Annotated in this window: 28 protein-coding genes; 23 read left to right on the top strand and 5 right to left on the bottom strand. The window is 73.7% G+C overall.

The genetic code is table 11. The annotated features are described in order from the left end of the window. Positions 1-97: 97 nt before the first annotated feature. The 6 genes from ACZ6ZN_RS04330 to ACZ6ZN_RS04305 all read left to right on the top strand — a co-directional run bounded on the left by ACZ6ZN_RS04330 (position 98) and on the right by ACZ6ZN_RS04305 (position 7,657). Entirely contained in the window at positions 98-931 is an 834-nt protein-coding gene (locus ACZ6ZN_RS04330) for a M55 family metallopeptidase (protein WP_469642963.1), read from the top strand. Then, positions 924-2,237, top strand: coding sequence for a M20/M25/M40 family metallo-hydrolase (locus ACZ6ZN_RS04325; protein ID WP_469642961.1), 1,314 nt, complete (start codon positions 924-926; stop codon positions 2,235-2,237). Before ACZ6ZN_RS04330 ends, ACZ6ZN_RS04325 begins: the two co-directional genes overlap by 8 nt. Positions 2,238-2,241: 4 nt before the next feature. Further along, positions 2,242-4,206: an LpqB family beta-propeller domain-containing protein gene (locus tag ACZ6ZN_RS04320; protein ID WP_469642959.1), complete on the top strand. Its 1,965-nt coding sequence runs from the start codon at positions 2,242-2,244 to the stop codon at positions 4,204-4,206. Then, positions 4,203-5,135: a S66 peptidase family protein gene (locus ACZ6ZN_RS04315; protein ID WP_469642957.1), complete on the top strand. Its 933-nt coding sequence runs from the start codon at positions 4,203-4,205 to the stop codon at positions 5,133-5,135. The genes ACZ6ZN_RS04320 and ACZ6ZN_RS04315 overlap by 4 nt, the downstream gene beginning before the upstream one ends. A gap of 147 nt (positions 5,136-5,282) precedes the next feature. Next, positions 5,283-7,064, top strand: coding sequence for a CocE/NonD family hydrolase (locus tag ACZ6ZN_RS04310; RefSeq protein ID WP_469642955.1), 1,782 nt, complete (start codon positions 5,283-5,285; stop codon positions 7,062-7,064). 32 nt (positions 7,065-7,096) lie between these two features. Then, positions 7,097-7,657: a GNAT family N-acetyltransferase gene (locus tag ACZ6ZN_RS04305; protein ID WP_451878923.1), complete on the top strand. Its 561-nt coding sequence runs from the start codon at positions 7,097-7,099 to the stop codon at positions 7,655-7,657. Between the two features lie 30 nt (positions 7,658-7,687). On the opposite strand, the gene ACZ6ZN_RS04300 is transcribed toward ACZ6ZN_RS04305, so the two are convergent. After that, positions 7,688-8,035, bottom strand: coding sequence for a VOC family protein (locus tag ACZ6ZN_RS04300; RefSeq protein WP_469642953.1), 348 nt, complete (start codon positions 8,033-8,035; stop codon positions 7,688-7,690). A 109-nt stretch (positions 8,036-8,144) separates the two neighbouring features. Here ACZ6ZN_RS04300 and ACZ6ZN_RS04295 point away from each other — a divergent pair, with 109 nt between their 5' ends. Continuing rightward, complete coding sequence (locus ACZ6ZN_RS04295; RefSeq protein WP_469642951.1) at positions 8,145-8,570, top strand: phage holin family protein; 426 nt, start codon at positions 8,145-8,147, stop codon at positions 8,568-8,570. 65 nt (positions 8,571-8,635) lie between these two features. Here the strand turns inward: ACZ6ZN_RS04295 and ACZ6ZN_RS04290 are convergent, their stop codons facing one another. Continuing rightward, on the bottom strand, positions 8,636-9,595 hold the full coding sequence (locus ACZ6ZN_RS04290) for an LLM class F420-dependent oxidoreductase (protein ID WP_398109470.1): 960 nt from the start codon (positions 9,593-9,595) through the stop codon (positions 8,636-8,638). A 172-nt stretch (positions 9,596-9,767) separates the two neighbouring features. Between ACZ6ZN_RS04290 and ACZ6ZN_RS04285 the strand changes: the two genes are divergently transcribed. The 13 genes from ACZ6ZN_RS04285 (at position 9,768) to ACZ6ZN_RS04225 (ending at position 19,843) form a co-directional block, all read left to right on the top strand. Then, entirely contained in the window at positions 9,768-11,585 is a 1,818-nt protein-coding gene (locus ACZ6ZN_RS04285; RefSeq protein ID WP_469642949.1) for an NAD(P)/FAD-dependent oxidoreductase, read from the top strand. Beyond that, on the top strand, positions 11,582-13,429 hold the full coding sequence (locus ACZ6ZN_RS04280; protein ID WP_451878919.1) for a transketolase: 1,848 nt from the start codon (positions 11,582-11,584) through the stop codon (positions 13,427-13,429). The genes ACZ6ZN_RS04285 and ACZ6ZN_RS04280 overlap by 4 nt, the downstream gene beginning before the upstream one ends. Next, the gene (gene ligD / locus ACZ6ZN_RS04275) at positions 13,426-14,355 is read left to right on the top strand and encodes a non-homologous end-joining DNA ligase (protein ID WP_469642947.1); all 930 of its coding nucleotides are present in this window, start codon (positions 13,426-13,428) and stop codon (positions 14,353-14,355) included. Before ACZ6ZN_RS04280 ends, ligD begins: the two co-directional genes overlap by 4 nt. A 96-nt stretch (positions 14,356-14,451) precedes the next feature. Continuing rightward, on the top strand, positions 14,452-14,856 hold the full coding sequence (locus ACZ6ZN_RS04270; RefSeq protein WP_451878917.1) for a gas vesicle protein GvpO: 405 nt from the start codon (positions 14,452-14,454) through the stop codon (positions 14,854-14,856). A 49-nt stretch (positions 14,857-14,905) separates the two neighbouring features. Then, the gene (locus ACZ6ZN_RS04265; protein ID WP_451878916.1) at positions 14,906-15,328 is read left to right on the top strand and encodes a gas vesicle structural protein GvpA; all 423 of its coding nucleotides are present in this window, start codon (positions 14,906-14,908) and stop codon (positions 15,326-15,328) included. After that, positions 15,325-16,098 carry a GvpL/GvpF family gas vesicle protein gene (locus tag ACZ6ZN_RS04260; protein WP_451878915.1) on the top strand — a complete coding sequence of 258 codons (774 nt, stop codon included), beginning with the start codon at positions 15,325-15,327 and terminating at the stop codon, positions 16,096-16,098. The genes ACZ6ZN_RS04265 and ACZ6ZN_RS04260 overlap by 4 nt, the downstream gene beginning before the upstream one ends. A gap of 4 nt (positions 16,099-16,102) precedes the next feature. Beyond that, positions 16,103-16,366, top strand: a complete 264-nt coding sequence (locus tag ACZ6ZN_RS04255) for a gas vesicle protein GvpG (RefSeq protein ID WP_451878914.1) — start codon at positions 16,103-16,105, stop codon at positions 16,364-16,366. Then, positions 16,363-16,977 (top strand): DNA primase, encoded by a 615-nt coding sequence (locus tag ACZ6ZN_RS04250; protein ID WP_469642944.1) that lies wholly within the window; start codon positions 16,363-16,365, stop codon positions 16,975-16,977. Before ACZ6ZN_RS04255 ends, ACZ6ZN_RS04250 begins: the two co-directional genes overlap by 4 nt. Further along, a complete protein-coding gene (locus ACZ6ZN_RS04245) occupies positions 16,974-18,248 on the top strand; it encodes an SRPBCC family protein (protein ID WP_469642942.1) in 1,275 nt (424 codons plus the stop codon). Before ACZ6ZN_RS04250 ends, ACZ6ZN_RS04245 begins: the two co-directional genes overlap by 4 nt. Then, positions 18,245-18,583: a gas vesicle protein gene (locus ACZ6ZN_RS04240; protein ID WP_311680943.1), complete on the top strand. Its 339-nt coding sequence runs from the start codon at positions 18,245-18,247 to the stop codon at positions 18,581-18,583. Before ACZ6ZN_RS04245 ends, ACZ6ZN_RS04240 begins: the two co-directional genes overlap by 4 nt. Continuing rightward, positions 18,580-19,341, top strand: a complete 762-nt coding sequence (locus tag ACZ6ZN_RS04235) for a GvpL/GvpF family gas vesicle protein (RefSeq protein WP_451878911.1) — start codon at positions 18,580-18,582, stop codon at positions 19,339-19,341. The genes ACZ6ZN_RS04240 and ACZ6ZN_RS04235 overlap by 4 nt, the downstream gene beginning before the upstream one ends. Then, the gene (locus ACZ6ZN_RS04230) at positions 19,338-19,526 is read left to right on the top strand and encodes a gas vesicle protein (RefSeq protein ID WP_029181094.1); all 189 of its coding nucleotides are present in this window, start codon (positions 19,338-19,340) and stop codon (positions 19,524-19,526) included. The genes ACZ6ZN_RS04235 and ACZ6ZN_RS04230 overlap by 4 nt, the downstream gene beginning before the upstream one ends. A 53-nt stretch (positions 19,527-19,579) precedes the next feature. Then, the gene (locus ACZ6ZN_RS04225) at positions 19,580-19,843 is read left to right on the top strand and encodes a gas vesicle protein K (protein WP_369195155.1); all 264 of its coding nucleotides are present in this window, start codon (positions 19,580-19,582) and stop codon (positions 19,841-19,843) included. A 112-nt stretch (positions 19,844-19,955) separates the two neighbouring features. Here ACZ6ZN_RS04225 and ACZ6ZN_RS04220 read toward each other — a convergent pair whose 3' ends face one another. Both ACZ6ZN_RS04220 and ACZ6ZN_RS04215 read right to left on the bottom strand, forming a co-directional pair. Next, complete coding sequence (locus tag ACZ6ZN_RS04220; RefSeq protein WP_451878910.1) at positions 19,956-20,777, bottom strand: class I SAM-dependent methyltransferase; 822 nt, start codon at positions 20,775-20,777, stop codon at positions 19,956-19,958. A 100-nt stretch (positions 20,778-20,877) separates the two neighbouring features. Further along, on the bottom strand, positions 20,878-22,371 hold the full coding sequence (locus ACZ6ZN_RS04215) for a bifunctional phosphatase PAP2/diacylglycerol kinase family protein (protein WP_451878909.1): 1,494 nt from the start codon (positions 22,369-22,371) through the stop codon (positions 20,878-20,880). A gap of 102 nt (positions 22,372-22,473) precedes the next feature. Between ACZ6ZN_RS04215 and ACZ6ZN_RS04210 the strand changes: the two genes are divergently transcribed. Both ACZ6ZN_RS04210 and ACZ6ZN_RS04205 read left to right on the top strand, forming a co-directional pair. Next, complete coding sequence (locus ACZ6ZN_RS04210; protein WP_469642939.1) at positions 22,474-23,016, top strand: MOSC domain-containing protein; 543 nt, start codon at positions 22,474-22,476, stop codon at positions 23,014-23,016. A 97-nt stretch (positions 23,017-23,113) separates the two neighbouring features. After that, a complete protein-coding gene (locus ACZ6ZN_RS04205) occupies positions 23,114-24,733 on the top strand; it encodes an ABC-F family ATP-binding cassette domain-containing protein (RefSeq protein ID WP_469642937.1) in 1,620 nt (539 codons plus the stop codon). A 24-nt stretch (positions 24,734-24,757) separates the two neighbouring features. Here the strand turns inward: ACZ6ZN_RS04205 and ACZ6ZN_RS04200 are convergent, their stop codons facing one another. Then, a complete protein-coding gene (locus ACZ6ZN_RS04200; protein ID WP_451878906.1) occupies positions 24,758-25,858 on the bottom strand; it encodes a baeRF2 domain-containing protein in 1,101 nt (366 codons plus the stop codon). A 64-nt stretch (positions 25,859-25,922) separates the two neighbouring features. On the opposite strand from ACZ6ZN_RS04200, the gene ACZ6ZN_RS04195 reads away from it, so the two are divergent. Continuing rightward, a complete protein-coding gene (locus ACZ6ZN_RS04195; protein ID WP_469642935.1) occupies positions 25,923-26,210 on the top strand; it encodes a DUF6158 family protein in 288 nt (95 codons plus the stop codon). Positions 26,211-26,320 lie beyond the last annotated feature (110 nt).

Below are 26,320 nucleotides of genomic sequence, written 5' to 3'. Positions count from 1 at the left end.
GGGCGTACCGTCTCCGGGTGGGGCGGCGTCGTAGCCGGGTGCGCCCGCAGCGCGTAACGTGACGAACCATGAAGATCTCCACCCGGGACGGCTCGTCATGAGAATCCTCATCAGCGCCGACATGGAAGGCGCCACCGGCGTCACCTGGCCGGACGACGTGATGCCCGGCGCCTCCCAGTGGGAGCGCTGCCGTGGGCTGTTCACCTCGGACGTCAACGCCGCCGTGCTCGGCTTCCACGACGGCGGCGCCGACGAGGTGATCATCAACGAGGCGCACTCGACGATGCGCAACCTGCTGCTGGAGCAGCTGGACGAGCGGGCCCGGATGCTCACCGGCCGGCACAAGGCGCTGTCCATGGTGGAGGGCGTGCAGCACGGCGACGTCGACGGCGTCGCCTTCGTCGGCTACCACGCGGGCGCCGGCATGGAGGGCGTCCTGGCGCACACCTACCTCGCCAACTCCATCACGGGCGTGTGGCTCGACGACGTCCGGGCGAGCGAGGGGCTGCTCAACGCGCACGTCGTCGCCGAGTTCGGGGTGCCGGTGGTGCTGGTCACCGGCGACGACGTGGCGTGCGAGGACGCGCTGGGGTACGCGCCGGAGGCGCTGAAGGTCGCGGTCAAGGACCACGTGTCGCGGTACGCGGCCGTGTGCCGCACCCCCGCCCGCACCGCGGCGGACATCCGGGCCGCGGCGAAGGAGGCCGCCGCGCTGGCGGTCCGTCACGAACCGGTCCGCGGCGGCCCGTTCACGATCGCCGTCGAGTTCGACGCCGAGCACCTGGCGATGGCGGCCACGGTCGTGCCGGGGGTCGACCGGATCGCGGAGCGCAAGGTGGCGTACACGAGCGGGACCATGTACGAGGGGATCCGCACCTTCAAGGCGGTCACCACGATCGTCGCGGCCGCGGTGGAGGAGCAGTATGGCTGAGCAGGTGGACGCGCAGGCACTGGACGAGGTCGTGACGTACACGTCCGACCTCATCCGCATCGACACCACCAACCGGGGCGGCGGGGACTGCCGGGAGCGGCCCGCCGCCGAGTACGCCGCCGCACGCCTGGCCGAGGCCGGCATCGAACCGACGCTGCTGGAGCGCACCGAGGGCCGGACCAACGTCGTCGCCCGCATCGAGGGCACCGACCCGGGGGCCGACGCGCTGCTGCTGCACGGCCATCTCGACGTCGTGCCCGCCGCGGCCGCCGACTGGAGCGTGCACCCGTTCTCGGGCGAGGTCCGCGACGGCGTGGTCTGGGGGCGCGGCGCCGTCGACATGAAGAACATGGACGCGATGATCCTGTCCGTCGTGCGCGCCTGGGCCCGCCGGGGCGTACGGCCCCGCCGGGACATCGTCGTCGCCTTCACCGCCGACGAGGAGGCCAGCGCCGAGGACGGCGCGGGATTCCTCGTGCAGCAACACCCCGGCCTGTTCGAGGGCTGCACGGAGGGCATCAGCGAGTCCGGGGCGTTCACCTTCCACGACGGCAACGGCCGGCAGATCTACCCCGTGGCCGCCGGGGAGCGCGGCACCGCCTGGCTGAAGCTCACCGCCCGCGGCCGCGCCGGGCACGGCTCCAAGGCCAACCGGGACAACGCGGTGACCCGGCTCGCGGCCGCCGTCACCCGCATCGGCGAGTACGAGTGGCCCCTGCGCCCCACCGCGACCGTACGCGCGGCGCTCGCCGAACTGGCCGCGCTCTACGGCATCGACGGCGACCTCGACGACGTCGACGCGCTGCTGCGCAAGCTCGGCCCCGCCGCCAAGCTCGTCGAGTCGACCGTGCGCAACAGCGCCAACCCGACCATGCTGGACGCCGGTTACAAGGTCAACGTGATCCCGGGCGAGGCCGTCGCCCACGTGGACGGCCGGTTCCTGGCCGGGGGCGAGGACGAGTTCCGCAGCACCCTCGACCGCCTCACCGGTCCCGACGTGGACTGGGAGTTCCACCACCGCGAGGTGGCCCTGGAGTCGCCGCTCGACTCCCCGACGTACGCCCGGATGCGGGCGGCGATCGAGGAGTTCGCTCCCGAGGGGCACGTCGTGCCCTACTGCATGTCCGGCGGCACGGACGCCAAGCAGTTCTCACGCCTGGGCGTCACCGGCTACGGTTTCACCCCGCTCAGGCTCCCGGAGGGCTACGACTACGCCGCCATGTTCCACGGAGTCGACGAGCGGGTACCGGTCGAGGCGCTGCACTTCGGCGTCCGCGTGCTCGACCGGTTCCTGCGGACGGTCTGAACGAGTGGGGGAGACGGTGCGGACGCTGGCGTACGGGGCGTGGCCCTCGCCCATCGACGCGGCGACGGCGGCCGCGCACGACGGGCACCCGGAGTACGTGGACTTCGTCGGCGACGAGGTGTGGTGGACCGAGCCGCGCCCGAGCGAGGGCGGCCGGCGGACCCTGGTGCGCCGGCACGCGGACGGCCGCGAGGAGCCCGTGCTGCCCGCGCCGTGGAACGTGCGCAGCCGGGTCATCGAGTACGGCGGGCACCCCTGGGCCGCGCTCCCGGGCGAACAGGGCCCGCTGGTGGTGTTCGTGAACTTCGCCGACCAGCGCCTGTACCGCTGGGAACCCGGCGGTGAGCCGCGCCCGCTGACGCCCCTGTCCCCGGTGGGCGGCGGGCTGCGCTGGGCCGAGCCGCTGCTGCGGCCCGAGCGGGGCGAAGTGTGGTGCGTGCTGGAGGAGTTCACCGGTGACGGCCCCTCGGACGTCCGCCGTGTGCAGGCCGCCGTGCCGCTGGACGGCTCCGCGGCCGAGGACCGGCGGGCCGTGCGCGAACTCACCGGCGCCTCCCACCGGTTCGTCACCGGCGTGCGGCTCTCCCCGGACGGGCGGCGGGCGGCCTGGATCGGCTGGGACCACCCGCGCATGCCGTGGGACGGCACCGAACTGGTCCTCGCCGACGTCGGCGAGGACGGCACCCTGCACGCGCCCCGGACCGTGGCCGGCGGGCCGGGCGAGTCGGTGCCCCAGGCGTGCTTCACCCACGACGGGCGGCTGCTCCACGCGAGCGACCGCACCGGCTGGTGGAACCTCTACCTCGACGGCGAGCCGGTGTGCCCGCGCGAGGAGGAGTTCGGCGGCCCGCTGTGGAAGCTCGGGTCGCGCTGGTTCGCCCCGCTGGAGAGCGGGCTGATCGCCGTCGTGCACGGCCGCGGCGCCACGGCGCTCGGCGTCCTCGACCCGGAGACCGGAGAGGTCGTGGACGCGGCGGGCCCCTGGACCGAGTTCGCCCCCACCCTCGCCGCCCACGGCGACCGGGTCGTCTCCGTCGGGGCCAGCCCGCGCAGTGCCCACGAGGTCGTGGAACTCGACGCCCGCACCGGTCACGCCCGGGTCGTCGGCGCCGAGCACGACGACGCCGTCGACCCGGCGTACTACCCCGAGCCGCAGATCCGCACCTTCACCGGGCCCGACGGGCGCGACATCCACGCCCACGTCTACCCGCCGCACCACCCCGGCTGCGTCGCGCCCGGCGACGAACTGCCGCCCTACGTCGTCTGGGCGCACGGCGGCCCCACCGGCCGTGCCCCGCTGGTCCTCGACCTGGAGATCGCCTACTTCACCTCACGCGGCATCGGCGTCGCCGAGGTGAACTACGGCGGCTCGACCGGGTACGGCCGCCCCTACCGGGAGCGGCTGCGCGAGCAGTGGGGCGTGGTGGACGTGGAGGACTGCGCCGCCGTGGCCCTGGCCCTGGCCGAGGAGGGCACCGCCGACCGCGGCCGGCTCGCCGTACGGGGCGGCAGCGCGGGCGGCTGGACCGCGGCCGCCTCGCTCACCACGACCGGCGTCTACGCCTGCGGCACCATCAAGTACCCCATCCTCGACCTCGCCGGCTGGGGCAGCGGGGAGACCCACGACTTCGAGTCGCACTACCTGGAGGGCCTCATCGGGCCGCTCGCCGAGGTGCCCGCCCGCTACGAGGAGCGGTCGCCCGCCGCCCACGCCGACCGCCTCACCGCGCCGTTCCTGCTCCTGCAGGGCCTGGACGACGTGATCTGCCCGCCCGTCCAATGCGAGCGGTTCCTGGCCCGGCTCGCGGGCCGGAGGGTGCCGCACGCCTACCTCACCTTCGAGGGGGAGGGCCACGGATTCCGCCGGGCGGACACCATGGTGCGCGCCCTGGAGGCCGAACTGTCCTTGTACGCCCAGGTGTTCGGGCTGCACCCGCCCGGCATCCCGACCCTGGAGCTCGACCGGTGAGAGCGCTCGTCCGACCGCCCCGGCTCGTCCCCGGCGCCCGCGTGGCCGTCGTGGCCCCCAGCGGGCCGGTGCCCGAGGAGCGGTTGCAGGCCGGGCTGGACATCCTGCGGGGCTGGGACCTCGACCCCGTCGTGGCGCCCCATGTGCTCGGCCGGCACCGCACCCTGGGCTATCTGGCCGCCACGGACGAACAGCGCGCCGCCGACCTCGAACACGCCTGGTGCGATCCGGCCGTCGCCGCGGTGTTCTGCGCCCGGGGCGGCTACGGCGCCCAGCGCATGGTCGACCTCGTCGACTGGGACGCACTGCGGGCGGCGGGCCCCAAGGTGTTCGCCGGGTTCAGCGACGTCACCGTCCTGCACCAGGCCTTCGCCACCCGTCTGCACCTGGTGACCCTGTACGGACCCGCCGCGGCCGGGGTGGACTTCCTCAAGCACGCCCGGGCGCAGGAGCACCTGCGGGCCACGCTCTTCGAGCCGGAGTCCATGCGGACGATCAGCGCCGTGCCCCCGGGCGGCCGGACGCTGGTGCCCGGCCGGGCCCGGGGCGTCACGCTGGGCGGCTGCCTCAGTTTGCTCGCCAGCGACGTCGGAACCCCGCACGCCCGGCCCGGCGCCCGGGGCGGACTGCTGCTGCTGGAGGACGTGGCCGAGAGCCCGTACCGGCTGGACCGGTACCTGACCCAACTCCTGCGCTCGGGCTGGCTGGACGGGGCCGCGGGGGTCGTGCTGGGCTCCTGGGAGGCCTGCGGGCCGTACGAGGACGTGCGGACGGTCCTCGTGGACCGGCTCGGCGGACTCGGTGTCCCCGTCGTGGAGGAGTTCGGCTTCGGCCACGGTGAGGGCGCCCTGACCCTGCCCCTGGGTGTGGCGGCCGAACTCGACGCGGACGCGGGCACGTTGACGCTCGACGCGCCGGCCCTGAGCTGAACGGGACCGCTGGGGCAGTCCTGTCGAGAAACCCCCGTTTCGGTGATTGACGCCTCCTGACACGTGTCACACCATGACTACCGGTCAGTACCTACTGGTCGGTATCCGGAGTGGCCGGGTGTCGCCGTCCCCACCGTGGAGGTCCGTGTGTCCCGACGCGCGCCCAGGTTCTGCGCACCGCTCGCCCTCGCCCTGGGCGCCGTCCTCGCCGTCCCGCTCCTCCTCGCGCCGCCCGCGACCGCGGCCGGCTCCTACACCGTGACGCCGCTGAAGTTCACCGTCCGGGCCGGGGAGCGGTCCTGCACCGTCGACGCCGACCTGTACCGGCCCACCGGCGCCGACCGGCACCGCCCCGCGCCCGCCGTGCTCGGCACGAACGGATTCGGCGGCAGCAAGTCGGACGGCTCGACGGACAGCATCGGCAAGGTTTTCGCCTCGCGCGGCTATGTCTCCCTCGTCTACTCCGGGCTCGGGTTCGGCCGCAGCGGCTGCCTCGTCTCCCTCGACGACCCGGACATCGACGGCGTCGCCGCCTCCCACCTCGTCGACTTCCTCGCGGGCGAGCGCACCGCCGACGACGGCACCACCGCCGACTTCGTCACCCTCGACGCCCCCGGCGACCCCCGCGTCGGCATGATCGGCGGTTCCTACGGCGGCGCCGTCCAGCTCGCGACCGCCGCCGTCGACCACCGCCTCGACGCACTCGTGCCGATGATCACCTGGCACGACCTGGCGTACTCCCTCGCCCCCAACAACGCCGTCGGCGCCCCGGACGTCCCCGGCGCCTTCAAGTGGCAGTGGACCAACGGCTTCTACCTCATCGGGGAGGGCCAGCCGCTGCTCCAGCCGAGCCTCGACCCCTCCCGAGTCAACTCCCTGACCTGCCTGCACTTCGTCACCGAGGCCTGCCGCACGATCCACACCCTCAACTCCGGGCGCTACCCCGCGGACCGCACCGCCGAGCTGCTCGCCTTCGCACGCCGCGTCTCCCCGGTGTCGTACCTGCACCGCGTGCGCACCCCCACCCTGCTCGTCCAGGGCCAGGCCGACACCCTGTTCAACCTCAACGAGGCCACGGCGACCTACCGGACCCTGCGGGCACAGGGCACCCCCGTCAAGATGATCTGGCAGTCCTGGGGACACAGCGGCGGACTCACCGGCCCGGGCAGCGGCGAACTCGACCTCTCCGGCGGCGACCTGGAAGCCAGTTACGTCGGCCGGCGCGTCCTCTCCTGGTTCGACCGCCACCTGCGCCGGCAGACGCACACCGACACCGGCCCCGCCTTCGCCTACCGCCGTGACTGGATCACCGACCCGGACCGCGCCTACGCCGGCGCCGACCGCCTCCCCGGGCTCACCCGCACCCTGTACCTCTCCGGCGACGGCAGGCTCGTCGACCGCCGCGGCGACATCGTCCCCGGCACCCGCCGCTACACCAACTGGCCCATCCCCACGTCCCATTCGGAGAGCTCCCTCGCCGGGCTCCTGGGACTGCGCGACGGACCGCCGCGTGACACCAGGGGCACCCACCTCGCCTGGACCAGCGCGCCGCTGACCCGGCCCCTCGACGTCGTCGGCGCCCCCCGGGCCACGCTCCGCGTGCACTCCCCGCAGGCCGAGCGCACTCAGGGCTCCGCCGACGCGGCCGGCAAGCTGGTGCTGTTCGCCAAGGTCTACGACATCGCCCCCGACGGCACCCGCACCCTGGTGCACCGCCTGGTCGCCCCGGTCCGCGTACCGGACGTGACCCGCAGCTTCACGGTCACCCTCCCCGGCATCGTGCACCGCTACGCGACCGGGCACCGGCTGCGCTTCGTGATCGCCGCGAGCGACGACGCCTACTTCGGCAACCAGGGGACCAAGCCCGTGACCCTGGTCAGCGCACCCGGTGACACCGGCGTCCTGCGGCTGCCGGCCCTCACGTCCTGAACGGGCGCCACCCACGCGGTTACTGTGGCGGGGTGCCGCACCACGCATCCCGCTACCTCGCCGAGGGCCCCCGGGTGGGGATCCGCCACTTCACCCACGACGACGGCGCCGAGTTCACCGCCCGCGCGCGGGAGAGCAAGGACCTGCACCACCCCTGGCTCTTCCCGCCCGACACGGCCCGCGCGTACGCGGCGTACGCCGACCGGCTGATCGAGGACCCCACCAGGGTCGGCTTCCTCGTGTGCGAGAAGGGCGACGGGGCCATCGGCGGGTTCGTCAACGTCAACAACATCGTCCAGGGCGGCTTCCGGTCCGGGGCCCTCGGCTACGGGGCCTTCGCGCACGCCGCCGGACGCGGGCTGATGACCGAGGGCCTCGGCCTGGTCGTGGCGTACGCGTTCGGCCCGATGCGGCTGCACCGGCTGGAGATCAACGTCCAGCCCCTGAACGCCCCGTCGATCGCCCTGGCCCGGGCCTGCGGGTTCCGCCTGGAGGGCTTCTCGCCGAAGATGCTGTTCGTGGACGGGGCCTGGCGCGACCACCAGCGCTGGGCGATCACCGCCGAGACGGCCCGCGCGTCCGGACGGCACTGAGCGAGGGGGCCGGGCGGCGCGGCAGCCGGATCACCCCCGGCGGTCCACGTACTCGTAGACCGAGCCGTCCGGATGCAGCGCGATCAGATTGCGGCCCGCCGGGGAGGACAGGGGGCCCGCGACGATGTGCGCGCCCAGGCCGGTCAGCACCCGGTGGGTCTCCTCGACGTCCCGCACGGCGATCGTCGCGGCGACCTTGCGCAGCACCTCCAGCTCGGCCGGCGGACCGCTCATCAGCAAGAAGCAGCCGACCGCGGCCACATGGACACCGCCCCGCTCGAAGCGCTGGGCCGTGCCGCCCGCGAGGCGCTCGTAGAACGGGATCGCGGTCTCGAGGTCGTCGACGCAGACACGCAGTGTGGCACCCAGAATCTCCATGCCCACGAGCCTAGTTGGGCCGCCCGCGCGGGGAGATCGCTCCACACGATCTCCCCGCGGGGCGGCACGGCCCGACTTGAGCGGCCGGGGCGCGGGTACCCGAAGGGGCATGAAGCCGTTGGATCACCTGGAGCATCTGGACAAGCACCTGGTCGACGAACTGGCCCAGGTGGCGCGCGAGACCGTGCGTGAGGAACTGCGCGAGCAGACGCGCAAGCAGCGCCGCAAGGCAGCCCTCTACGCCGCGTCCGGCGCCCTCGCCCTCTACGCGGGCGCCGCCCTGGCGCTCGCCGTGGGCCTGGCCCTCGCCCTCGGCCTGCCCGACTGGGCCGCCGCGCTGATCACCGCCGTGATCCTCGCGGTCGCGGCGTTCGTGCTGCGTGGCATGGCCCGCCCCTCCCACCCGGGCGCCTCCCACCCAGGCTCCGGCCACCCGGCCGTCGGCGCTCCGCCCGTGCCGCCGGCCGCGCCCGTCCCCGGGGTGGTGCCCCCGCGGCCGGCGCACGACCCCGACGTCCCCGGCACCCGGGCCTGACGCGGCGGCGCGTCCACACCGCGCGGCGGGGACGGCCCATGGGTGCCGTCCCCGCCGCGCGGGCGTCAGGCGGACTGGAGCTGCGGCAGCACCTTCGTGCGGTAGAAGTCGAAGAAGCCGCGCATGTCCGGGCCGATCTGGTTGACGTAGATCATGTCGTAGCCCGCGTCGGCGAACTGCTTCAGCTCCGCCACGTGCTCGTCCACGTCGTCGCCGCACACCCGGTTCGCGCGCACCATGTCCTCGGTGACGAGCTGCTGCGCCTGCTCGAAGTGCTTGGGCGAGGGCAGCACCTGGCCCAGCTCCCCGGGCAGCTGCTCGTTCGCCCAGAGCCGGTGCACGGTGCGCACGGCCTCCTCCTTGTCGGTGCCGTAGCAGACCTTGGTGCCGCCGCTGACCAGCTTTCCGCCGCCCCCGCCCTTGCGGTACTGCTCCACCATCGCCTCGTCGGGCATGACCGAGATGTAGCCGTCGCCGACGCGGGCGGCCAGCTTCGTCGCCGCCGGCCCGAAGCCGGAGATGTCGATCGGCACCGGCTCGTCCGGGACCGTGTACAGGCGGGCGTTCTCCACCGTGTAGTGCGGGCCGTGGTGGTTGACCTCCTCGCCGGTGAACAGCCGGCGCATCACCTGGATGGCCTCCTCCAGCATCTCCAGGCGCACGTGGGCCGGGGGCCAGTGGTCGCCGAGGATGTGCTCGTTGAGCGCCTCGCCGGAGCCGACGCCGAGCCGGAAGCGGTTGCCGGTCATCACCGCGCTGGTCGCGGCGGCCTGCGCCACCACCGCCGGGTGCATCCGCACGGTCGGGCAGGTCACGGCCGTCTGGATCGGCAGCGACACCGCCTCGGACAGCGCGCCGATCACCGACCAGACGAACGGGCTCTGGCCCTGCTCGTCGTTCCACGGGTGGTAGTGGTCCGAGATCCACAGCGCCTGGAAACCGGCCTGCTCGGCCATCCGCGCCTGCTCGATCAGCTCGGCCGGGCCGTACTGCTCGCACGAGAGGAAGTAACCGTATTCGGGCATGGGGGAGTACCTCCGCGACGTCGCCGGTCCGTATCCCGCACCGGGTACCCGGCGGCGGGACCGGAAACCGGCGCCGGGTGGGGGCGCCGGGGCGGGCGGACGTTTGGGCGTTCTGCCCAGGGGGACGCGGAAGTCTCCCGAGCCATGCGACAGTGCCGGAGGCGAGCGAACCGTGAGTCGACCCCGCATCGTGATCGTCGGTGCCGGTTTCGCCGGGTACCGCACGGCCCGCACCCTGTCCCGGCTCACCCGGGGCCGGGCGCACCTCACCCTGCTCAACCCCACCGACTACTTCCTGTACCTGCCCCTGCTGCCCCAGGTCGCCGCCGGGATCCTCGAACCGCGCCGGGTCACGGTCTCCCTCTCCGACACCCTGCGCGACGTGCGGCTGGTGCTGGGCCAGGCCGACCGGATCGACCTCGACGGGCGCACGCTGCACTACACCGGTCCCGAGGACGAGGAGGGGACGCTCGCCTACGACCGGCTGGTGCTCACCGCGGGCAGCGTCAACAAGCTCCTGCCGATCCCGGGCGTCGCCGAGCACGCGCACGGCTTCCGGGGGCTGCCCGAGGCGCTGTACCTGCGCGACCACGTCACCCGGCAGGTGGAACTGGCCGCCGCCACCGACGACCCGGAGACCTGCGCCGCGCGCTGCACCTTCGTGGTGGTCGGCGCGGGCTACACCGGCACCGAGGTCGCCGCGCACGGGCAGATGTTCACCGACGCGCAGGTCCGCCGGCATCCGCTGCGGCGGGGCATGCGGCCGCGCTGGATGCTGCTGGACGTGGCGCCGCGGGTGCTGCCGGAGATGGACGAGAAGCTGTCCGCCACGGCCGACCGCGTGCTGCGGCAGCGGGGCGTGGACGTGCGCATGGGCACGTCCGTGCGGGAGGCCACGCACGACGGGGTCGTGCTCACCGACGGCCGGTCCGTCGCGACGCGCACCCTGGTGTGGTGCGTGGGCGTACGGCCCGACCCGCTGGTGGAGTCCCTCGGTCTGCCCACGGAGAAGGGGCGGTTGCTCGTCGACCCCCACCTCCGGGTGCCCGGGCGGCCCGAGGTGTTCTCGTGCGGTGACGTGGCCGCCGTGCCCGACCTGGAGAAGCCGGGTGCCTACACGCCGATGACCGCGCAGCACGCCTGGCGGCAGGGCAGGGTCGCGGCCGAGAACGTCGCCGCGTCGCTCGGGCTGGGCGGGCGGCGCAAGGCCTACCGCCACCGGGACCTCGGCTTCGTCGTCGACCTGGGCGGGGCCAAGGCCGCCGCCAATCCGCTCGGTGTGGCGCTGCCCGGTGTCCCGGCCGGGGCGGTGACCCGCGGCTACCACCTGGCCGCCATGCCCGGCAACCGTGTCCGGGTCGCCGCCGACTGGCTGCTGGACGCGGTGCTGCCGCGGCAGGCCGTGCAGTTGGGGCTCGTACGGTCCTGGTCCGTGCCGCTGGACACGTCCTCGCCGGAGGTGGCCCGGGTCGCGGGCGGCCCCGACCGGCGGCAGGAGGCGGGCGCCCGCTCCGGACCGGGAGCGGCCCTCTCCCCGGACCGGAAGGACGACCCACCCCGCGGGACCCGGCAGGACGCCGAGCCCACGGGGAACCAGCCTGGCGGCGAGCACGAAACGGGCGGCGAGCCCGCGAAGAATCAGCCGGGCGGTGAGCCCGCCAGGAACCAGCCGGGCGGCGAGCCCGCCAGGAACCAGCCCGGCGGTGAGCCCGCCAGGAACCAGCCGGGCGGTGAGCCCGCCAGGAACCAGCCCGGTGGTGAGCCCGCCAGGAACCAGCCGGGTGGCGAGCCCGCGAAGAATCAGCCCGGCGGCGAGCCCGCCAAGAAGCAACCCGGCGGCGAGACCGCCGCAAACCGGCCCGGTGGCGCGGCCGGGCGGGGGCCGTCGCCGGTGCCGGGCGTCGCCGGCTCGCCCCCCGGGCCGGGACCCGCACCCGGCCCCGTCAAGCGCACCGACCACCCGGACGACTCCGCGAAAGGGGACTCATGAACACCGGTGAACTCACCGACCTCGGACAGCAGCTGCGCGTCGACAGCATCCGCGCCGCCGCCGCGGCGGGCTCCGGACATCCGACCTCCTCGATGTCCGCCGCCGACCTGATGGCCGTCCTGTTCGCACACCACTTCCGCTACGACTTCGACCGCCCGGCCCACCCCGGCAACGACCGCTTCGTGCTCTCCAAGGGGCACGCCTCCCCGCTGCTGTACGCCGCGTACAAGGCGGCCGGGGCCATCGACGACGAGGAACTGCTCACCTTCCGCAAGCTCGGCAGCCGCCTCGAAGGCCACCCCACCCCCCAGCGGCTCCCCTGGGTGGAGACGGCCACCGGCTCGCTCGGCCAGGGCCTGCCCGTCGGCGTCGGCATCGCGCTGGCCGGCAAGCGCCTGGACCACGCCGACTACCGCACCTGGGTGATGTGCGGTGACAGCGAGCTGGCCGAGGGGTCCGTGTGGGAGGCCGCCGAGCACGCCGGGTACGAGCGCCTGGACAACCTCACCGTGATCGTCGACGTCAACCGCCTCGGCCAGCGCGGCGCCACCCGGCACGGTCACGACCTGGACGCCTACGCCCGCCGCTTCCAGGCCTTCGGCTGGCACACCGTCGAGATCGACGGCCACGACGTGGACGCCATCGACCGGGCCTGCGCGGAGGCCGCCTCGACCCAGGGCCAGCCCACCGCGATCCTCGCCCGCACTCTCAAGGGCAAGGGCGTCGAGGCGGTCCAGGACCGCGAGGGCCTGCACGGCAAGCCGCTGGCGGAGGCCGAGGACGCCATCGCCGAACTCGGCGGCCCCCGGGACCTGCGCATCCAGGTGCGTGAGCCGGCCGCCGCCCGCATGCTGCACTCCGTCCACACCGGCGACTTCGAGCTGCCCACGTGGGACAAGGGCGAGGACGTCGCCACCCGCAACGCCTTCGGTGAGGCCCTGGCCGCCCTCGGCACCGGCCGCGGCGACGTCGTCGCCCTGGACGGCGAGGTCGGCGACTCCACCCGGGCCGAGTTCTTCGCCAAGGAGCACCCCGAGCGCTACTTCGAGTGCTACATCGCCGAGCAGCAGCTGGTCGCCTCCGCGGTGGGCCTCGCCGCCCGCGGCCGGCTGCCCTACGCCACCACGTTCGCGGCCTTCCTGACCCGCGCGTACGACTTCATCCGCATGGCGTCCATCAGCGGGTCCGGCATCAACCTCGTCGGCTCCCACGCGGGCGTCGCCATCGGCCAGGACGGGCCGAGCCAGATGGGCCTGGAGGACCTGGCGATGATGCGGGCCGTGCACGGCTCGACCGTGCTGTACCCCTGCGACGCCAACCAGACCGCGCGGCTCGTCGGCGCCATGGCGGGCCTGGAGGGCGTGCGCTACCTGCGCACCTCACGCGGCGAGAGCCCGGTGATCTACGGCCCGGACGAGGACTTCCCGGTCGGCGGCAGCAAGGTCCTGCGCTCCTCCGGCGAGGACCGGATGACCCTCGTCGCCGCCGGTGTCACCGTGCACGAGGCACTGGCCGCGGCCGACGCCCTGGCCGAGGAGGGCATCGCCGTGCGGGTGATCGACCTGTACTCCGTCAAGCCCGTCGACGCGGCGACGCTGCGCCGGGCGGCCGAGGAGACCGGCTGCCTGGTCACGGTCGAGGACCACCACCCCGAGGGCGGCCTCGGCGACGCGGTCCTCGACGCGTTCACCGACGGGCGCCCCGTACCCCGCCTGGTGCGGCTCGGCGTCCGCTCGATGCCGGGCTCGGCTTCCCCGGAGGAGCAGCTGCGCGCCGCCGGCATCGACGCGGAGTCGATCGCGGCCGCCGGGCGGCTGCTGGTGGAGGAGGCGGTCGTGCGGTGAGCGGCGCCGACGGCACGCGCACGGTGCGGGCGGGCCGCCGCACGGTGGAGGTGCACCGGCCGGACAAGGTGCTCTTCCCCGGCGGCGGCGACGCCAAGGAGTACACCAAGGGCGACCTGGTCGACTACCACCGGGCCGTCGCGCCCTTCATGCTGCCCCACCTGCGCGGGCGTCCGCTGATGCTGGAACGCCACCCGGACGGCGTCGACGGGCCCACCTTCATGCAGAAGAACACCCCGGACCACTACCCGGACTGGATCACCCGGACCGAGCTGGCCAAGGAGGGCGGCACGGTGTGCCACACCGTGTGCGACGACACCGCCACCCTCCTGTACCTGGCCGACCAGGCGAGCATCACCCTGCACCGGTGGCTGTCCCGGGCCGCCCGCCCCGACCACCCCGACCGGATGGTCTTCGACCTGGATCCCTCCGGGGACGACTTCGAAGCCGTCCGCGAGGCCGCCCGGCTGCTCGGGGAACTGCTCGACGCGGTGAAGCTGCCCTCGGCCCTGATGACCACCGGCTCGCGCGGGCTGCACGTGATCGTGCCGCTGAACGGGCGGCACGCCTTCGACGAGGTGCGCGCCTTCGCGCGGGACGTCGCCGACACCCTCGCCGACGCCCACCCCGACCGGCTCACCACCGCCGCCCGCAAGAAGGACCGCGGCGAGCGGCTCTACCTCGACATCCAGCGCAACGCCTACGCCCAGACGGCCGTCGCGCCCTACACGGTCCGGCCCCGCCCGGGCGCGCCCGTGGCCACCCCCGTCACCTGGGACCAGCTGGACGACCCCGCCCTCACCGCCCGGCGCTTCACCATCGCCGACGCCGTGGAGCAGGCCCGCACCGACCCGTGGTCCGGGCTGCTGGACCGCGGCCGGGCGCTGGGACCGGCCCGCCGCAGGCTGGAGGCCCTGCGCCGCTGAAGGACCCGGCCCGGCCGCCGCCCGTCGGGTGGCAGATGCATGTGTCCTGAGAGGTTTGGCGAACAGGCTTGCGGCCACACGGAGGGGGAGGTGGCCATGTCGAACACAAAAAACACTCAAGAGTCACAGGATTCACAGGAGTCACAGGACTCCCGCGAACCCCGGAAGACCAGGAGGTCGACGAGCAGGTCGACCAGCAGGTCGAGCGACAACCAGACATCCCGCAAGGGGCCGAGCCCCATGGAGGTGCTGCGCGAGGCGCGCGGCCAGCTCGCCGAGCTCACCGGCATGGAGGCCGAGTCCGTGTCGTCCTTCGAGAAGACGGAGGAGGGCTGGTCGCTGGAGGTCGAGGTCCTCGAACTCGAGCGGGTGCCCGACACGATGAGCCTGATGGCGAGCTACCAGGTGGAGCTCGACCCCGAGGGGCAGCTGACGGGTTACAAGCGCGTGAGGCGCTACGAACGCGGCCGTTCCGACGCCCGCAGGGGAGGCGGCCGATAGGCCGCCGGCACCGACCGACCCGTACCCAACACGAGGAGGAACACCCGGCATGACTGTCGTACCGGCACAGCAGTCCGGCGGCGGAGGCGGCAGCAGCGGTCTCTACGACGTGCTCGAACTCGTTCTGGACAGGGGGCTCGTCATCGACGCATTCGTGCGCGTCTCCCTGGTCGGCATCGAAATCCTCAAGATCGACGTCCGCGTCGTCGTCGCCAGCGTCGACACCTATCTGCGCTTCGCGGAGGCGTGCAACCGGCTCGACCTCGAGGCCGGTCCGCGCAAGGACCCGGGACTGCCCGACCTGGTCGGCGAGATCACCGAGTCCGGCGCCCGCGGCAAGTCCAAGGGGGCGCTGTCCGGCGCCGCCGAGACCATCTCCGACGCCTTCAAGCAGGGGCGCGGCGAGGGTGAGTCCGAATCGCGTCCGCGGGCCCGCAAGACGGCGTCCCGCCGGAAGGAGGAGCAGGAGTGAGCACCTACGTCTACGGCATCGCGGCGAGCTCGCACCCGGCCCTCCCGGAGGGCATGGGCGGTGTCGGTGACCCGCCCCGCGAGGTGCGCATCCTGCGCGAGGGCGACCTGGCGGCCATCGTGAGCGAGGCGCCCGAGAACCTGCGGCCCAAGCGCAAGGATCTGCTCGCCCACCAGAACGTGCTCAGCGAGGCGGGTGCGGCCGGCTGCGTGCTCCCCATGCGGTTCGGGAGCGTCGCCCCGGACGACCACTCCGTCACCTCGGTGCTCGCCGAGCGGGCCGAGCACTACAAGGAGCGGCTCCAGGCCCTGGACAACCGGGTCGAGTACAACGTCAAGGCCAATCACGTCGAAGAGGCCGTCCTGCACCAGGTGATGGCCGAGAGCCCGGACATCCGCGGCCTCGCCGAGGCCAACCGGCAGGCGGGCGGCGGAAGTTACGACGACAAGATCCGGCTCGGCGAGATGGTCGCCGCCGCGGTCAAGGCCAGGGAGGCCGAGGACGGGGCCGCGGTGGAGCGCGCCCTGGACGGGGTCGCCGACGACGTCAGCGTGGGCCCCGAGTCCACCGGCTGGCTGGCGAACGTGTCGTACCTGGTGGACCGGGACGCGGCGGATTCGTTCCTGGCCGCGGTCGAGCGGGTGCGCAAGGACATGCCGCACCTGGAGGTGCGGGTCAACGGCCCGCTGCCGCCGTACAGCTTCGTCGAGCCCGGCCCGTCCGAGCCGGCGGGCACCGCGGCGGGCGGCACGGACACCGGAGCGGGGTGACGACGTGGGCCTGATCTCTGAGGTGCTGCTGCTGCCGCTCGCACCGGCACGCGGCAGCGCCTGGGCCATCAAGCAGGTCGTCCAGGAGGCCGAGCGGATCTACTACGACCCCGCGACGATCCGGGCCGAGCTGGCCCGTCTGGAGGAGCAGCTGGAGGCCGGGGAGATCACGGAGGAGGAGTTCGACCGGCAGGAGGACGAACTCCTCGACCGGCTGGAGATCGCTTCGCGCCGAGGCGCGGGAACAGGCAACGGGACGACACAATGAACCGAACGGGACTGGGTCTCGCCGTGGGGGCCGGATACCTCCTCGGCCGGACCAAGAAGCTCAAGATGGCGATGGCCGTCGGCGGACTGGTGGCCGGCAAGAAGCTGAACCTGAGTCCGCGCATGATCGCGGACCTGGTCCAGCAGCAGCTGAAGAACAATCCGCAGTTCAAGGAGATCGGCGACCAGCTGCGGGGCGAGCTCCAGGGGGTGGGCAAGGCCGCCTCCGGCGCCCTGGTCGAGCGGCAGCTCGACGCGCTGGCCGACCGGCTGCACGGCCGTACCGCCCAGATGCGCGAGCAGCTGACCGGCGGCGGGCGCCGCGACGAGGACGAGGACGCGGACGACGCCTACGACGACGAGGAGCACGAGGGCGAGGAGCCCGAGGACTCCGACGGCGAGGAGGACGAGGAGCCGAAGGCGAAGAAGGCCCCGGCCAAGAAGGCGCCGGCCAAGAAGGCGGCCAGGAAGGCCCCCGCCAAGAAGGCCCCCGCGAAGAAGACGGCGGCGGCCCGCAAGACGGCGTCGAAGAAGACCTCGTCCGCGAGGAAGACGGCCACGGGGGCCGGCGGCAGCCGCTCCCGGCAGCCGAAGGGAGGCGGTGAGGAATGACCGACACCCTCGGATCGGCGAAGTCCGCCGCGAACGGATCGTCGAAGAACCCGCTCGCCGACGTGGCCCACAGCGAGGCCGCCGACCGGCTGAAGGCGGAGGTGCAGGAGTACTTCGCCGCGCAGGCCACCCGGATGCTGACCGGTGTGGGCCGCAAGCTCGGCGAGACCACCGGCAAGCTGAACGACATCGCCGAGGGCAACAGCCCCGGCCTCGGCAAGCTCGCCCTGTCCGGCGGCCGCAAGCTCGCCGAGGGCAAGGGGCCGGTGCGCGCCGCGCTGGAGACCGGCGGTTCCCACCTCAAGGACAAGGTCACCGGCGCCTTCAAGAACCTCGGCGGCGGCGGCAAGAAGGGCAAGGGCCGCTCCGGCAACAAGCCCACCGTCATCATCGAGCACATCGACGTGGGCGTGCCCCTGCGCACCGCCTACGACCAGTGGACGCAGTACCAGGACTTCAGCACCTTCGCCAAGGGCGTCAAGAGCGCGAGCCGCGACGACGACACCCACTCCGACTGGCAGGCGAAGATCTGGTGGTCCAACCGCAGCTGGAAGGCGAAGACCACCGAGCAGATCCCCGACGACCGCATCGCGTGGACGTCGGAGGGGGCCAAGGGCACCACGAAGGGCGTCGTCTCCTTCCACCGGCTCACCGACAACCTGACCCGGGTCCTGCTGGTCATCGAGTACTACCCGTCCGGCCTCTTCGAGAAGACCGGCAACATCTGGCGCGCCCAGGGCCGCCGTGCCCGGCTCGACCTCAAGAACTTCGTCCGGTTCATCACCATCAAGGGCGAGGCGGAGGACGGCTGGCGCGGTGAGATCCGCGACGGAGACGTCGTCAAGAGCCACGAGGACGCCGTCGCCGAGGAGGAGGAGTCCGAGAACCAGGAGGACTCCGAGGACGAGTCCGAGGACGACGGCGCCGAGGGCGAGGCCTCGCAGGACGACGAGCCCGAGGGCGAGTACGACGACGAGGACGAGGACGAGTCCGAGGACGACGACCGTCCCGAGGGCGAGTACGACGACGAGTCCGAGGACGAGGAGGACGACGAGGAGCAGCCCGAGGGCGAGTACGAGGACGAGGAGGACCAGGAGGGCCGGGAGGACGGCGAAGAGGACGACGAGGACTACGACGAGGACGACGAGTACGAGGACGAGGACGAGCGGCCCGAGGAGGACGACGAGCCGGCGGACGAGTACGAGGACGACGAGTACGAGGACGAGGACGAGCCCGAGGGTGAGCGTGCCACGGGTGGGAGCCGGCGATGACGACGCCCAGCAGGATGCCCGAACCCTACGGCCAGGCCAGCGGCGCCAACCTCGCCGACATCCTGGAGAGGGTGCTGGACAAGGGCATCGTCATCGCGGGCGACATCCGCATCAACCTGCTCGACATCGAACTCCTCACGATCAAGCTGCGCTTGATCGTCGCCTCGGTGGACAAGGCCAAGGAGATGGGCATCGACTGGTGGGAGACCGACCCCGCCCTGTCCTCCCGGGCCCGCCGAGACGAACTCGCCCGTGAGAACGCCGAGTTGCGCGAGAGGCTGGCCCGGCTGGAGGAACTGGAGCCCGGCCGGGCGGAGAAGAAGGAGGCACCGTGACCGGACTGCGGTACGTCTACGCCGTCTGCCGCCCCTTCGGGACACCGCTTCAGGCCCAGTTGACGGGGGTGGCGGGAGACCCGCCCCGGGCGCTGCCCCACCGTGGACTGGTCGCGGTGGTCAGCCACGTGCCCGAGCAGGACTTCGCGGAGGAGCCGCTCCGGGCCCACCTGGAGGACCTGGACTGGCTCACCGCGACGGCCCGCGCCCACCAGGGCGTGATCGACGCGCTCACCACCGTCACGACGCCGCTGCCGCTGCGCCTGGGCACCGTCTTCCACGACGACAGCGGTGTGCGGAGCATGATCGAGGCCCGCGAGGACGAGTTCTCCAGCACGCTCGACCGGCTGGAGGGCCGCGTCGAGTGGGGCGTCAAGGTGTACGCCGAGTCCGAACCGCAGGAGAGCGCCCGGCCGGCGCAGAAGCCGGCGTCGGGCCGGGACTACCTGATGCAGCGGCGGAGGCAGACGAAGTCGCACGAGGACATGTGGCAGCGGGCGGAGAGCTTCTCGACCCGGCTGCACGAGGAGCTGTCCGGCTTCGCCGAGGACTCCCGGCTGCACGCCCCGCAGAACCCCGCGCTGTCCAAGGCGTCCGGCCGGAACGTGCTGAACGCGGCCTATCTCGTACCGCGCGCGCACTCCGAGGAGTTCGTGGAGCTGGTGGACCGGACGAAGGGCGAGGCGCCGGGGCTGCGGGTGGAGCTCACCGGGCCCTGGGCGGCCTATTCGTTCGCAGGGGAGGCCGCGACATCGTGACCGTAGTGGAACGCCGCGAGGTCGCCCTCGTGGACCTGCTCGACCGGCTGCTCGCCGGCGGCGTGGTGATCACGGGGGACGTCACGCTGCGCATCGCCGACGTCGACCTCGTCCGCATCGACCTCAACGCGCTGATCAGCTCGGTGAACGCCCAGGTGCCCTCACCGTTCGAGGAGTTGCTGTGACCACCCCGGAAGGCCCTCTGCCGGACCCCCTGCCGTCCCCGCAGCCCAAGCGGATGGACCTGGAACCCGACACCGTCGAACGCGACCTGGTCAAGCTGGTCCTGACGGTGGTGGAACTGCTGCGCCAGCTCATGGAGCGCCAGGCGCTGCGCCGGTTCGACGTCGGGGACCTGACCGAGGACCAGGAGGAGCGGATCGGGCTGACGCTGATGCTGCTGGAGGAGCGCATGGCGGAACTGCGCGACCGCTACGGACTGCGGCCCGAGGACCTCAATCTGGACCTCGGACCCCTCGGTCCCCTGCTCCCCCGGGAGTGATCCGGCGACCTCCGCACAGCGACGGCGAGAATCCCGGACGAAGGGCGCCCCCGGCACGGGGGCGCCCTTCCGGTTCGCCCCCCACCGGTGCCGGGGCCCCGCCGTCCGCGTCTCAGGTCTCCTTCCGGCAGAGGATCTCTCCGTGCAGGACGCCGAACCATCCCTCGTCCCGGGTGCCCCACTCGCGCCAGGCGCGGGCCACGTCCCGCAGTTCCTGCTCGCCGGCGTGCCCGCCGCCCAGCGCCCGGTCCGCGTAGGCCGAGTCGAGTGTCCGGTCGGCCCACAGGCCGCTCCACCACGCCCGCTCCTGCGGCGTGGCGAAGGTCCACGTGCCGGAGGTCGCCGTGACGTCCGTGAACCCGGCCCGCAGGGCCCAGGCTCGCAGCCGCCGCCCGGCGTCCGGTTCCCCGCCGTTGGCCCGGGCGACCCGGCGGTAGAGGTCCAGCCAGGCGTCGAGCCCTTCCGAGGCCGGATACCAGGTCATCGCCGCGTAGTCGGCGTCCCGCACGGCGACGAACCCGCCCGGTCTGGTCACCCTGCGCATCTCCCGCAGCGCCCGGACGGGATCGCCGACGTGCTGGAGGACCTGGTGGGCGTGGACCACGCAGAACGTGTCGTCCGGGTGGTCGAGGGCGTTCACGTCGGCGACCGCGAAATCGATGTTGCGCAGCCCCCGCGCCCGTGCCGTGGCGCGGGCCTGCTCCAGGACGGCCGGTGCCAGGTCGACACCCGTGACGTGCCCGTCCGGTACCCGCTCCGCCAGATCGGCGGTGATCGTCCCCGGCCCGCACCCGATGTCCAGGATCCTCATGTGCGGCCGGAGCGAAGGGAGCAGGTAGGCGGCCGAGTTGGCGGCGGTCCGCCAGGTGTGCGAGCGCAGCACGGACTCGTGGTGCCCGTGCGTGTAGACGGCGGTCTCCCGGGGTTCCGGCATGGCGGTCCAGCCCTTCCGATCGATTTCGGCAGGGCATCACCGTACGCGCTACGACCGCATGATGAGACCAACTGTCTTGTCATGTGGGACGGCTGGTGGCTCAGTATCCGGTGATCGGACGGTAGACGGTCAGGGCCCGGGGCAGCTTCTCCAGCGTCACGGTGCCCTCCACCTCGGTCACCTCGCCGTCGTGGGCGAGGAGGGTCCCGGGGGCGACGTGATCCAGACGCAGGCGCCTCACCTGCACCGCGGCGTGGACGGGGGAGCGCGTCAGCGGCCCCGCGAAGGCGGCGGCGAGCAGCCGCGCGGCCGGCCGGCGCCCGCCGTGCACGACCCGCACGTCGAGCTGCCCGTCCGCCAGGTCCAGCCGCCGCCCCGACAGCAGGCCCATCCGGTGGTAGGTGCCGTTCCCGGCGAACAGCAGCCACAGCGGGCGCGTGCGGCCCCCCAGCTCGGCCTCCAGCGGGTGCCGGTCGGCCCGCAGCACGCGCAGGGCGGCGAGCATCCCCGCCGGCCAGCCGCCGATCCGCGGGGACCAGCGCTCCCGCTCCCGCACCAGCTCCGGATACACGCCCACACTGCACGTGTTGAGGAAGACGCCCTCCCGGCCGCCGCCGGAGAACCGGCCCACGTCCACCCGCACGGCATCGCCCTGGCGCAGCGCCCGGGCGAGATCGCGGACGTCCTCCACGCCCAGGTCGTAGGCGAAGTGGTTCAGGGTGCCGCCCGGCAGCACGGCCAGCGGCAGCCCGGAGCGCAGAGCCACCCGGGCCGCCGTGTTGACGGTGCCGTCGCCGCCGCACACCCCCAGCACCCTGGCCCGCCCGGCCGCCCGGTCCAGCTCCGCGGGCACCTCCTCGGGGGCGCACTCCACGACCTCGGCACGCGGCAGGGCGTCGCGCAGGGCGGAGGCCCGCTCGGCCGATCCCGAGGCGGTGTTCGCCACGAGGACCAGACCCTCGCCCTCCAGCAGCGCCGGCACCTCGGCCCGCGGCCGGGGCAGCGCGGTGACCTGCGCACGCGTGGGCACCACACCCCGCAGGGCGTACGCGGTGCCCACCCCCAGCGCCGCGCCCGCCAGGACGTCGCTCGGGAAGTGCGCACCCGAGCGCACCCGCGACACGGCGACGAAGGCCGCCACCGGGGCCACGACCGCGCCCCAGGCCGGGGACTCCAGTGCCACACCCGCCGCGAAAGCGGCGGCGGACACGGCGTGCCGGGAGGGGACGGACGTGGTGACCGGCCGCCGCCGCAGCCGCCGGAGCACGGGCAGCGGCGCCACGGCCGGGCCGGGGTGACGCACCGCGCGCTTGCCCAGGGCGCCGGCGGCCAGGGAGGCGGCGCCCAGCGACGCCAGCCCGCGGGTGGCCGCGCGGCGGGCCCGGGGTGTCCGGCTGGCCGCCAGGGCCACCGCGGCGGCGCACCAGAAGGCCCCGTGGTGCGCGCTCCGCTCCAGCGGCGCCAGGACGGAGCGCCCGGGCCCGCGCCGGCCCGCCACGGCCTCGAAGAGCCGGCGGTCCACGGCCAGGACCCGGTCGAGCGGGGCTGGACGCCCGGGTTTCCGGAAGGGGAGGGCCGAGTCGGAGGTCGTCATGTCCTGCGGGTACCCGCCGACGGGGCGGGGTGGACACACCGGAGGTGCCCGGGGCAGGCTCGGGGGACGACGATCGTGGCGGGACCAGGGGGGAAGCACGGCATGAGCGGGCGAGTGACGGCGGTCAGCAGCAACGGGGAGTACTCCTTCACCAAGCCGAACCGGGACAGCATCCGGCTGCTCACCGGACTCGGGGTGGAGGGGGACGTGCACGCCGGAGTGACCGTCAAGCACCGCTCGCGCATGGCGCAGGACCCCACCCGGCCCAACCTCCGGCAGGTGCACCTGATGCACGAGGAACTCTTCGACGAGGTGGGCGAGGCGGGATACCGGGTGACCCCCGGCGACCTGGGCGAGAACATCACCACCCGCGGCATCGACCTGCTCGCCCTGCCGACCGGCACCCTGCTGCGCATCGGCGGCACCGCCGTCCTGGAGGTGACCGGCCTGCGCAACCCCTGCCTGCAGATCGACGCCTTCCGCAGCGGCCTGCTCAAGCGCGTCGTCGGCCGTGACGAGGAGGGGCGGGTCGTGCGCAAGGCCGGGATCATGAGCGTGGTCCGGGAGGACGGCGTCGTCCGGCCCGGGGACACGATCGCCGTGGAGCTGCCCGCGGAGCCGTTCCGGCCGCTGGAGCGGGTCTAGGCGGACACCCCCTCAGGCGCTCCGGCGCGGGCGGGCGCCCGGCGGCCGGCGGAAATGGGTTTGCCCGGTCCGCGGCCCGACCCGGACAATCGCGCCCATGGGTCATCTCGAAGCCGCGCATCTGGAGTACTACCTGCCCGACGGACGGGCGCTGCTCGGCGACGTCTCGTTCCGGGTGGGGGAGGGGGCCGTCGCGGCCCTCGTGGGCCCGAACGGCGCCGGGAAGACGACCCTGCTGCGCCTGCTCTCCGGTGAGCTCAAGCCGCACGGCGGCTCCGTCACCGTCGGCGGCGGGCTCGGCGTGATGCGGCAGTTCGTCGGATCCGTGCGCGACGAGACGACCGTGCGGGACCTGCTGGTCTCGGTGGCCGCGCCCCGCATCCGCGAGGCCGCCCGCGCCGTGGACGTCGCCGAGCACGCCCTCATGACCGTCGACGACGAGTCCGCGCAGCTCGCCTACGCCCAGGCGCTCGCCGACTGGGCCGAGGCCCGCGGCTACGAGGCCGAGACGCTGTGGGACATGTGCACCACGGCCGCCCTCGGCGTCCCCTACGACAAGGCGCAGTGGCGTCAGGTGCGGACCCTGTCCGGCGGTGAGCAGAAGCGTCTCGTGCTGGAGGCGCTGCTGCGCGGCACCGACGAGGTGCTCCTCCTCGACGAGCCCGACAACTACCTCGACGTGCCCGGCAAGCGCTGGCTCGAGGAACGGCTCGCCGAGACCCGCAAGACCGTCCTGTTCGTCTCGCACGACCGCGAACTCCTCGCCCGCGCCGCCCAGCGCCTCATCTCCCTGGAGCCGGGGCCCGCCGGAGCGGACGCATGGGTGCACGGCGGCGGCTTCGCCACCTTCCACGAGGCCCGGCGCGAGCGCTTCGCCCGCTTCGAGGAGCTGCGCAGACGCTGGGACGAGAAGCACGCCCAGCTGAAGAAGCTCGTGCTGAACCTGCGCCAGGCCGCCGCGGTCAGCCACGAGATGGCGTCACGGTACGCGGCCGCCCAGACCCGTCTGCGCAAGTTCGAGGAGGCCGGGCCGCCCCCCGAGCCGCCGCGCGAGCAGGACATCCGCATGCGCCTGAAGGGCGGCCGCACCGGCGTGCGGGCCGTCACCTGCGAGAAGCTGGAGCTCACCGGCCTGATGCGCCCCTTCGACCTGGAGGTCTTCTACGGCGAGCGGGTCGCCGTCCTGGGCTCGAACGGCTCCGGCAAGTCCCACTTCCTGCGCCTGCTCGCCGGCGACGACGTGGCGCACACGGGGCAGTGGAAGCTGGGCGCCCGCGTCGTGGCCGGCCACTTCGCACAGACGCACGCGCAGCCGGAGCTCCAGGGCCGCACCCTGCTGGACATCCTGTGGAAGGAGCACGCGCAGGACCGGGGCGCGGCCATGTCCCGGCTGCGCCGCTACGAACTCACCCAGCAGGCCGAGCAGACCTTCGAGCGCCTGTCCGGCGGCCAGCAGGCCCGCTTCCAGATCCTGCTGCTGGAGCTGCAGGGCGTGACCGCGCTGCTGCTGGACGAGCCGACCGACAACCTGGACCTGGAGTCCGCGGAGGCCCTCCAGGAGGGGCTGGAGTCCTTCGAGGGCACGGTCCTCGCGGTCACGCACGACCGCTGGTTCGCCCGCTCCTTCGACCGCTACCTGGTGTTCGGCAGTGACGGCCGGGTGCGGGAGACCCCGGAGCCCGTCTGGGACGAACGACGGGTGGAGCGGGCCCGGTAGGGCCCACCCCACCCGGACGGCGGCTCACTTCCAGCGCAGCAGCGCCCCGAGGCCGCCGGCCGGCACCTCCTGCGTGGAGACCGACAGGGCCGGTGCGTCGGTGGCCACCGCGCTGCGGATCAGCGCGTCGTCCGCCCGGGCCGGCCAGGAGTGCTGCTCGCCGAGCACCTTCAGGTCCGTACGCCGCACCGCGAGCTGGTCGGGGTCCTCGCCGATCCACACCTCGCGGTGCGCGTCCGGCCCGTCGACCCGCACCAGCAGCTCGTCGATGCGGTGCTCCCGCGCCGCCTCCACCAGCGCGGGCACGCCCTCGACGGCCCCCGCGCGTCCCGCGTCGTCCGGGGTGCGCGCGGCGCGGAACCGCTCCAGCTCCTCCTCGGCCCGCCGCGCCTCGTGCTCGGCCCGGATCCGCTCCACGTCCTCGTCCAGCAGCCGGCTGCCGACGCCGTGCGGGGCCTGAACGGCCCTGCCGTGCAGCCGCTTCGGCAGCCGCTCGTGCACCGCCCGCCGCTCACGCTGCTCGCCGACGAGGATCAGCAGGTCGGCGCCCGTCTCCTCCTGGCAGACGGCGAGCGCGTCCGCGATCTCGGCGGCGTTGTGCTCCCAGGTGTTCTCCACCCGCAGCTGGAAGTGCCGCTCGGACCAGTCGCCGGTACTCGTCCGGTGCACCGGCCACTGCCGCCCGCTGACACCGCCCGCCTCCCGGCGCCCCAGCGCGCTGCGCAGCTCGAAGTCGGCGCCCTTGCGGTCGACGTAGGCCACCACGCACAGCGGGTCCTCGCCGGCCAGGTCGAGCAGGGGGGCGACCCGGGGCAGCGCCGCCCATTCGGCCCAGTCCCCGCCCTGCGGCGGACGGACCAGCGCCGCGTCGAGGACGATCTCGCCGTCCCGGGCGAACAGGGCCCGGCCGTGCGGGTCGGAGGAGCGCCGCAGATCCTCGATCGCGCCCTGCACGGCCCGGCACGTGGCCTCGTCGGCTCCTCGGTCCGCCAGCCGTCCCGCCATGGCCTGTGCCGTCAGCCGCCGCTCGTGCGCGGTGTCCTCCGTCTGCCGGGACGTGTCCACGTACACGGAGGCCCAGGGGCCGGGGTGTTCGTACAGTGGGTGCAGAAAAGCGAGATCCATGGCTCCCTCCCGGGTGCCTCTCGGAAGTGGTGCGCTGTGCTTCCGGGGCGGGTACCCGGACCGCATGGACGAACACGACGAGCGGGGCGACACGATGACCGGAGTGGACCCTGGCCGGCTGGACGACCAGCAGCTCATGAAGGAACTGGAGAACATCCACCGCACGCGCCACGACACGCTGCTGTACGGCTCGAACGACGCGCTGCGCGCCCACAACGAGCGCATGGCCCAGCTCGAGGGCGAGTACCTGCGCCGCAACCCCCAGCGTCCGGTGGCCGCCGGCCGTACCCGTGAGGGGGCCCGGGAACGCACCGGCGGGGAGTCGGCCACCCCCACGACACCGGGCTCCTGACTCCTCGCCGGGTACGGCACCGGCCCGTCGGTCGGTGCCGTCCACGGCGAGGACCGGGCCGGTACGAACCGGCCCGGTCCCCGCGCGGGCGTGCGCCGCTGCGTCAGGCG

This window comes from Streptomyces sp. NPDC053665, assembly GCF_055585285.1.
The sequence above is the reverse complement of the archived record's forward strand: the minus strand, read 5'-3'. Positions and strand labels throughout refer to the sequence as shown.

Coding starts and splice junctions, on each gene's coding strand:
- ACZ6ZN_RS04330 (WP_469642963.1), top strand. CDS start 98: ATGAGAATCCTCATCAGCGCCGACATGGAAGGCGCCACCGGCGTCACC.
- ACZ6ZN_RS04325 (WP_469642961.1), top strand. CDS start 924: ATGGCTGAGCAGGTGGACGCGCAGGCACTGGACGAGGTCGTGACGTAC.
- ACZ6ZN_RS04300 (WP_469642953.1), bottom strand. CDS start 8,035: ATGGAGATTCTGGGTGCCACACTGCGTGTCTGCGTCGACGACCTCGAG.
- ACZ6ZN_RS04295 (WP_469642951.1), top strand. CDS start 8,145: ATGAAGCCGTTGGATCACCTGGAGCATCTGGACAAGCACCTGGTCGAC.
- ACZ6ZN_RS04290 (WP_398109470.1), bottom strand. CDS start 9,595: ATGCCCGAATACGGTTACTTCCTCTCGTGCGAGCAGTACGGCCCGGCC.
- ACZ6ZN_RS04280 (WP_451878919.1), top strand. CDS start 11,582: ATGAACACCGGTGAACTCACCGACCTCGGACAGCAGCTGCGCGTCGAC.
- ACZ6ZN_RS04270 (WP_451878917.1), top strand. CDS start 14,452: ATGTCGAACACAAAAAACACTCAAGAGTCACAGGATTCACAGGAGTCA.
- ACZ6ZN_RS04265 (WP_451878916.1), top strand. CDS start 14,906: ATGACTGTCGTACCGGCACAGCAGTCCGGCGGCGGAGGCGGCAGCAGC.
- ACZ6ZN_RS04250 (WP_469642944.1), top strand. CDS start 16,363: ATGAACCGAACGGGACTGGGTCTCGCCGTGGGGGCCGGATACCTCCTC.
- ACZ6ZN_RS04245 (WP_469642942.1), top strand. CDS start 16,974: ATGACCGACACCCTCGGATCGGCGAAGTCCGCCGCGAACGGATCGTCG.
- ACZ6ZN_RS04240 (WP_311680943.1), top strand. CDS start 18,245: ATGACGACGCCCAGCAGGATGCCCGAACCCTACGGCCAGGCCAGCGGC.
- ACZ6ZN_RS04225 (WP_369195155.1), top strand. CDS start 19,580: ATGGACCTGGAACCCGACACCGTCGAACGCGACCTGGTCAAGCTGGTC.
- ACZ6ZN_RS04220 (WP_451878910.1), bottom strand. CDS start 20,777: ATGCCGGAACCCCGGGAGACCGCCGTCTACACGCACGGGCACCACGAG.
- ACZ6ZN_RS04215 (WP_451878909.1), bottom strand. CDS start 22,371: ATGACGACCTCCGACTCGGCCCTCCCCTTCCGGAAACCCGGGCGTCCA.
- ACZ6ZN_RS04210 (WP_469642939.1), top strand. CDS start 22,474: ATGAGCGGGCGAGTGACGGCGGTCAGCAGCAACGGGGAGTACTCCTTC.
- ACZ6ZN_RS04205 (WP_469642937.1), top strand. CDS start 23,114: ATGGGTCATCTCGAAGCCGCGCATCTGGAGTACTACCTGCCCGACGGA.
- ACZ6ZN_RS04200 (WP_451878906.1), bottom strand. CDS start 25,858: ATGGATCTCGCTTTTCTGCACCCACTGTACGAACACCCCGGCCCCTGG.
- ACZ6ZN_RS04195 (WP_469642935.1), top strand. CDS start 25,923: ATGGACGAACACGACGAGCGGGGCGACACGATGACCGGAGTGGACCCT.